Source organism: Pseudoalteromonas sp. MB41 (genome assembly GCF_020966275.1).
GTDB classification, from domain to species: domain Bacteria; phylum Pseudomonadota; class Gammaproteobacteria; order Enterobacterales; family Alteromonadaceae; genus Pseudoalteromonas; species Pseudoalteromonas lipolytica.
Genome location: NZ_JAJJZF010000017.1, coordinates 92,053 through 98,344, shown reverse-complemented (window position 1 = coordinate 98,344; position 6,292 = coordinate 92,053). Strand labels below are relative to the sequence as shown.

The 6,292-nt window shown below is 42.4% G+C and carries 4 protein-coding genes; 2 read left to right on the top strand and 2 right to left on the bottom strand.

Going from position 1 to position 6,292, the window contains the following annotated elements; genetic code table 11:
* Both tnpA and LPA49_RS15715 read left to right on the top strand, forming a co-directional pair.
* On the top strand, positions 1 to 238 hold a 238-nt coding region (gene tnpA, locus LPA49_RS15720; protein WP_230237099.1), incomplete at its 5' end, for an IS200/IS605 family transposase.
* 127 nt (positions 239 to 365) lie between these two features.
* The gene (locus tag LPA49_RS15715) at positions 366 to 1,967 is read left to right on the top strand and encodes an amidase (RefSeq protein ID WP_230237097.1); all 1,602 of its coding nucleotides are present in this window, start codon (positions 366 to 368) and stop codon (positions 1,965 to 1,967) included.
* A gap of 56 nt (positions 1,968 to 2,023) precedes the next feature.
* Here LPA49_RS15715 and LPA49_RS15710 read toward each other — a convergent pair whose 3' ends face one another.
* Together LPA49_RS15710 and LPA49_RS15705 are read right to left on the bottom strand one after the other, a co-directional pair.
* Positions 2,024 to 5,095: an efflux RND transporter permease subunit gene (locus LPA49_RS15710; RefSeq protein WP_036972035.1), complete on the bottom strand. Its 3,072-nt coding sequence runs from the start codon at positions 5,093 to 5,095 to the stop codon at positions 2,024 to 2,026.
* Positions 5,095 to 6,180: an efflux RND transporter periplasmic adaptor subunit gene (locus LPA49_RS15705; RefSeq protein ID WP_118844866.1), complete on the bottom strand. Its 1,086-nt coding sequence runs from the start codon at positions 6,178 to 6,180 to the stop codon at positions 5,095 to 5,097. The genes LPA49_RS15710 and LPA49_RS15705 overlap by 1 nt, the downstream gene beginning before the upstream one ends.
* Positions 6,181 to 6,292: the final 112 nt, after the last annotated feature.

Genomic DNA, 6,292 nt, shown 5'->3' with positions numbered 1-6,292 from the left:
AAAGATACCGCCGAAGTTATCAGTCTCGAAATTAATGGGTGCTTTAAAGGGAAAAATAGCGTTAAAGCTATTTAGCAAATATCCATACTTAAGGAAAAACAAGTTATGGGGAAACCATTTTTGGCAGAGAGGGTACTTCGTAGATACTGTAGGGATAAATGAAGAAATAATAAGGCGGTATGTCAGGCACCAAGAAAAGGAAGAGGTGCAAGAGCAGGCGCAGTTAACACTCCAGTAAACAACGCCCCCTTCTAGGGGGCTAATGCAAAGCCACCTTCTTTAGAAGGTGGATCTTTTACAAAAGTATGGGTAAATACCGATTTTAAAATAACAATCAACAACACTCTATAAAACAGGAACGACAAATGTACACAGGAATTAGTCAGGTTATTCGTGCTTTACATGTATTCGCATTAAGTGTTTTTTTAGCCGCTTTATGCTTTACAGTTAATGTGTCTGCAAAAGAAAATACCCCACTCTCTGAACAAAGAAATCAACAACTAAAAAACCTTGTTCAACAAAGTACAATCCCGCAATTAATTCAGGCAATGAAAGAAAAACAGCTCACAGCAACTGAATTAACACAGTTTTTTATTCAGCAAATCGATGAGCTCAATCCTCAATTAAATGCTGTGGTTGCAATGAACCCCGATGCTATAAGCATAGCTATGCAACTTGATGAAGCGCTTAGTCATGGTAAGTTACGCGGCCCTTTGCATGGCATACCAATTTTAGTAAAAGATAATATCGAAACTGAGACTATGCCTACAACGGCAGGCTCGTTAGCATTAAAAGATAATTTTACGCACAGAGATGCGCCAATTATTGCCAAACTTAAACGTGCAGGGGCCATTATTTTAGGCAAAACAAATTTAAGTGAATGGGCCAATATGCGCTCTGAACGTTCATCGTCTGGGTGGAGTGCGATTGGGGGGCAAACGCGTAATCCCCATGATTTAAATCGTTCTACGTGCGGGTCTAGTTCAGGCTCTGGTGCTGCTGTTGCCGCCTTTTTAAGTGTTGCTGCGATTGGAACTGAAACAAATGGCTCTATTACGTGTCCGTCTTCTGCAAATGGTATTGTGGGTATAAAGCCCACGGTAGGTTTATTGAGCCGCCATGGCATTGTGCCTATTTCTCATACGCAAGATACAGCGGGGCCTATGACACGCTCGGTAATTGACGCGGCCATTTTACTGTCAGTTATGCAAGGTTTTGATGAAAAAGATCCCGCAACAAACATCGCAAAAGGGCACCTTAATTATGACTATACGCCAGAGCAAAGTGCCATCTCATTAAAAGGCAAGCGTTTAGGTGTACTGTATGCTGCGCCACTTGCTCATGAGCAAGTTGAGTCACTTTTTAACCAGACTAAACAGATGCTCGAACAAGAAGGTGCTTTATTAGTTGAGGGGTTATCGACAGAGCCATATGATCATTTTTATCAAGATAGTTATGATGTTTTACTCTATGAGTTTAAAGCGACTTTAAATGACTACCTTGCTCAACTGCCAAACGAATATAAATCGCTGACACTAGAAAAGTTGATCCAGTTTAATCAAGCTCACGCTACTAAGGAGATGCCTTACTTTCAACAAGAAATATTTGAAAAGTCGCAGCAAAAAGCAACGTTAACCGACCAGAAGTATTTAACAGCATTACAAAAAGTGCATCAAGCAACCAGAGCAGATGGCTTAGATAAAATGCTTAAAGAACACAATCTTGATGCAATTATTACTGTGACTTTAACACCCGCGTGGTCAATAGACCGTATCAATGGGGATCACTTCACGGGCAGCTTTTCTACTTACCCGGCTGTATCTGGCTACCCTCATTTAACGCTGCCTATGGGTAAAGTGCATCATATGCCCGTTGGACTTTCTATTACGGGTGGTGCGTTGAGTGAAAAAGAGTTGATTGCAATTGCGCATCGGTTAGAGCAATTGATTGGATACAAATACAATTAATTTTTAGTGCCTCCCCTGAAAATATCCTTTCAGGGGAGGCACAAATACAAGAGTACTTAATTACTGTGGCGTTGTTTAGGTACTTTAATTTTAAACAACAGTGTATAAAGCACTGGCACAACAATAAGTGTCAGTACTGTCGCAAAACCAAGCCCAAACATGATTGTGACCGCCATTGATTGGAAGAATACGTCAAATAAAAGTGGGATCATTCCTAAAATAGTCGTGATCGCTGCCATAGCGACTGGGCGCACACGACTAACGCCTGAATCAAACACGGCTTGATAGGGCTCTTTTCCGCTATCGAGTTCGAGGTTAATTTGATCCACTAATACGATGCCGTTTTTAATCAACATGCCACTTAAGCTCAGTAAACCAAGCAGTGCCATAAAGCTAAACGCTGCATTCATTAATAACAAACCTGCCGATACACCAATGATTGCCAGAGGCACTGTAGCCCAGATAACCAGTGGTTTTTTAACTGAGTTAAACAGCAATACAGTAATTGCAAACATTGCCAAGTAACCAAGCGGTAATGAGCCAAAAATCGCTTTTTGTGCTTTGCTTGCTGATTCAAACTCGCCGCCCCATTGCAACTCGTAGCCGTGTGGCAGGTCAATCGCTTCAATATCTTTGCGGACACGGGCAAACAGCTTCGCAGGTGTTTCATCACCAATCACATCATGGTCTGCCATGACAGTGATAGTGCGTTTTCGGTCACGGCGCATAATTAAACTGTCTTCCCATTCAACAACAAAGTCATCAACTACTTGCGTAACTGGCACAAAGACTCCCAATACAGGGCTGTATATTTGTAAGTCGCGCAGGCTTTCGACATTTAACCGCTCTTCTGCAGGCGAGCGTGCAATAATGGGCAGCATTTGCGTGCCGTCTTTATACACGCCGACCTGTTTACCCGATAAGCTTGTTAATAAAAGCTGATCAAGATCAGACTTAGCAATCCCTAAACGGCGTGCTTTTTGTTCGTTGAACTGCGGACGAATAAGTTTAGAGCGAGCACGCCAATCATCACGAATATTAAAGGCACCAGCGTCTTGATGAAGAATGTCTTTTGCTTGCTTAGCGAGCTGACGAAGTACGACAGGATCAGCGCCTGAAAAGCGCGCTTCAATTTTTGCATCGGTCGATGGCCCAATTTCCATGCGTTTAACTTTAAGCTGCGCATCGAGAACATGTTCATGTTGGTAGTCGCGCACTTTTTTGATCATGGCTGTCACGGCCTCACGATCTTGTACACGAATAATCAACTGTCCATAAGCTGGGTATGACTTTTCTGGCGCGTATGTCAGCATAAAGCGAGGAGCACCTTGGCCAACCGTGGTGGTCACTTCTTCAACGAGAGGATCGGCTTGTAGAAACGCTTCAAGTTTTGCTACCCCGTCCATCGTGGTATGAATATCGGCACCTTGAGTATGCCAGTAATCGACATAAAACATGGGGGTGTTCGAGGCCGGAAAGAATGATTGCTTAATAAACTTAAAGCCAAATACCGCACTAACGAGCATGATCACCATGAGCAATAAGGTGGTTTTACGGTAACGCATTGCGCAATGCAAAACACCTTTATACACATTGAAGATGATACCTTGATAAGGGTCTTCATCGTGGTGAGGCTGTTTTTCCGTAGCTTGTTTAAACATTAAGTCAGCAAAGAAAGGCGTGAGTGTAATTGCCGTAATCCAACTGAGTAATAACGAAATAAACAACACCCAAAATAAGCTACCTGCAAACTCACCACTGGCATCCGAGCTTAAACCAATTGGGGCAAATGCAGTAACCGCAATCACGGTTGCACCCAATAACGGCCATTTAGTTTGATCAACAATATTGGTTGCAGCTTGTAGTTTAGTTTGCCCGCGCTTTAAATTAATAAGAATACCTTCGGTAACAACAATCGCGTTATCAACCAGCATACCGAGCGCAATGATCAGAGCGCCGAGCGAAATCCGCTGCAAATCAATGGCAAATAGCTTCATAAAGATAAAGGTGCCGAGTACGGTTAGGAGTAAAATGACACCTATTAGTACACCGCTTTTAAAGCCCATAAATACCAGCAACACCACAATGACGATAGCAACGGCTTCAAGTAAGCTAATAATAAAACCACTGACTGACTTTTCGACTTCTGCTGGCTGATTATAAACACTATTAATCTCTATACCGTGTGGGCGTTGGTATTCTAACGATGCTAAATGCGCGTCTATTTTAGCGCCCACATCAACCACGTTTACACCTGTGCTGAACGACACGCCTACAAGGAGTGCTTGCTGCTGATTAAAGCGAATAATGTTATTTGGTACTTCTGCATACTCTCTAAATACCGTTGCAACATCACCTAAATATATAAGCTCGTTTTCACCCGGCTTTGAAATTAAAAGGTTTTCAAGCTCTTTAACGTCTTTAAATTCACCGGTGGGGTGTAAACGAATTGATTCATCGCCAACCCGTACTTTCCCCGCGTTAGAAACACTATTTTGGGTTTGCAAAAGCTGGTAAATACGGTCTGGCGAAATACCTAATTGTGCTAATTTTCGGGTTGAAATTTCAACCATTACCTGTGCTTGTTGCTCACCGCCAACGGTTACTTTGCTTACGCCATCAACCAGCACTAACTCACGCTTTAAATAATCAACGTAGTCTTTTAACTCATCATACGAATAGCCATCACCTGTCACGGCATACATCACACCGTAAACATCACCAAAATCATCCATAATTTTACTTGGGTAAACACCCGAAGGCATTGCTGCGGCTTGGTCGTTAATTTTACGGCGCAATTCATCCCAAATTTGGCGAAGGTCTTGTTTGCGGTAATTACTTTTCATCTCAACGGTAATTTGTGATTTACCGGGCGACGAAATACTGGTGACATAATCAACATAGGGTAATTGTTGAATTGCATTTTCAATTGGAAAAGTAACTTCTTCTTCAACTTGTTGTGGTGAGGCACCTGGGTACAGAGTGATCACCATTGCTTTTTTCAAAGTGAACTCAGGGTCTTCAAGTTGCCCTAAACCAAAATAAGCCACGGTGCCGCCTATTAGCAAAAACAGTGCGAACATCCAGCTTATAACTTTTCGCTCAATAGCAAGTGCAGCAAAGCTCATTATAAGCCTCGCTCTTTTTGCCATGGACGTACTTTCATGCCTTCCTCTAAGGAATGCACACCTGCAGCAACCACCATTTGACCTTGCTCAATACCTGAAAGCACTTCAATACCGTTGCGGTGTAATTGGCCCACTTTAACCGCTTTTTTGTGAACTAAACCGGTGTTTTCGTCATACAGCCATACATAGCTATTATTTTTTTCAGACTCTGTAGGCTCTGAAAACACTGCCTCAACAGGCAGCAGAATATACGCTGATTGTGAGTGGGTGATTTTGCTTAAATCAATATCAACACGGCCTGTCATTCCCGCAAGAAGATTAAAGTCTTCAGGCACTGGCAGCGAAAACACCACTTTGTATGTAAGGGTGGTTGGGTCAGCTTGGGTGTCAAATTCTTTTACGGTGAGTTGGTACGACTTGTCTGGGTAGCCATCAAAAATAACATCAGGTTGGTAGTTAACGTCTTTATCAATGCGTGCAATGAGTTTTTCAGGCACTTGGATAACCACATCCATTAAGTCGCGGGTTTCAAGACGTAATATGTTTTGCTTTGCTTGGATATTTTCAAAGTTTTTCACAAAAACTTTTGCCACAGTCCCCGCAAAAGGAGCGCGAAGTTCACTGTTATCTAAATTGGTTTTTGCAATTTTTAAAGCAGACTCTGCCACTTGCTTATTTGCCAGTGCTTGGTCTAGCTCTGCTTGGCTTGCGATGGAGCGATCAAATAGCTTTTGAACGCGTTCAAGTTGCGAGTCAGCAAGCTCAAAACGTGCTTTTCGCTCTTCGTACTGAAGCTGAAAATCTTCTGGATCAAGTTTGGCAAGAAGTTGGCCTTTTTCAACATGTTGGCCAGCAAGTGCAGGAAACTCAAGTAATTCACCATTAACCCTAAAGGCCAAGTAAGACCCTTGGTTGGCAACGACTTCAGCAGGAAAACTACGAATAGCCTGATCTGACTGACTGTTGGTATTGAAAAGTTTAACAGGGCGTATGACCGGCTCAGCGTTGCTTTGCGCAGTTTGCTCTGTACATGCCGCAAGTGACCATAATACAGTGGTGAATAACACGGCGGATGCCAATCTCATTGTCTTCTCCATAGATATGAAAGCATAAATTTGCTGCAGGATACGCTGCAAAGATATAAAATAAAAATTATTAAATTTTAGAAACATCATTAATTTTATTAATAGGGTTTGC

Coding starts and splice junctions, on each gene's coding strand:
- LPA49_RS15715 (WP_230237097.1), top strand. CDS start 366: ATGTACACAGGAATTAGTCAGGTTATTCGTGCTTTACATGTATTCGCA.
- LPA49_RS15710 (WP_036972035.1), bottom strand. CDS start 5,095: ATGAGCTTTGCTGCACTTGCTATTGAGCGAAAAGTTATAAGCTGGATG.
- LPA49_RS15705 (WP_118844866.1), bottom strand. CDS start 6,180: ATGAGATTGGCATCCGCCGTGTTATTCACCACTGTATTATGGTCACTT.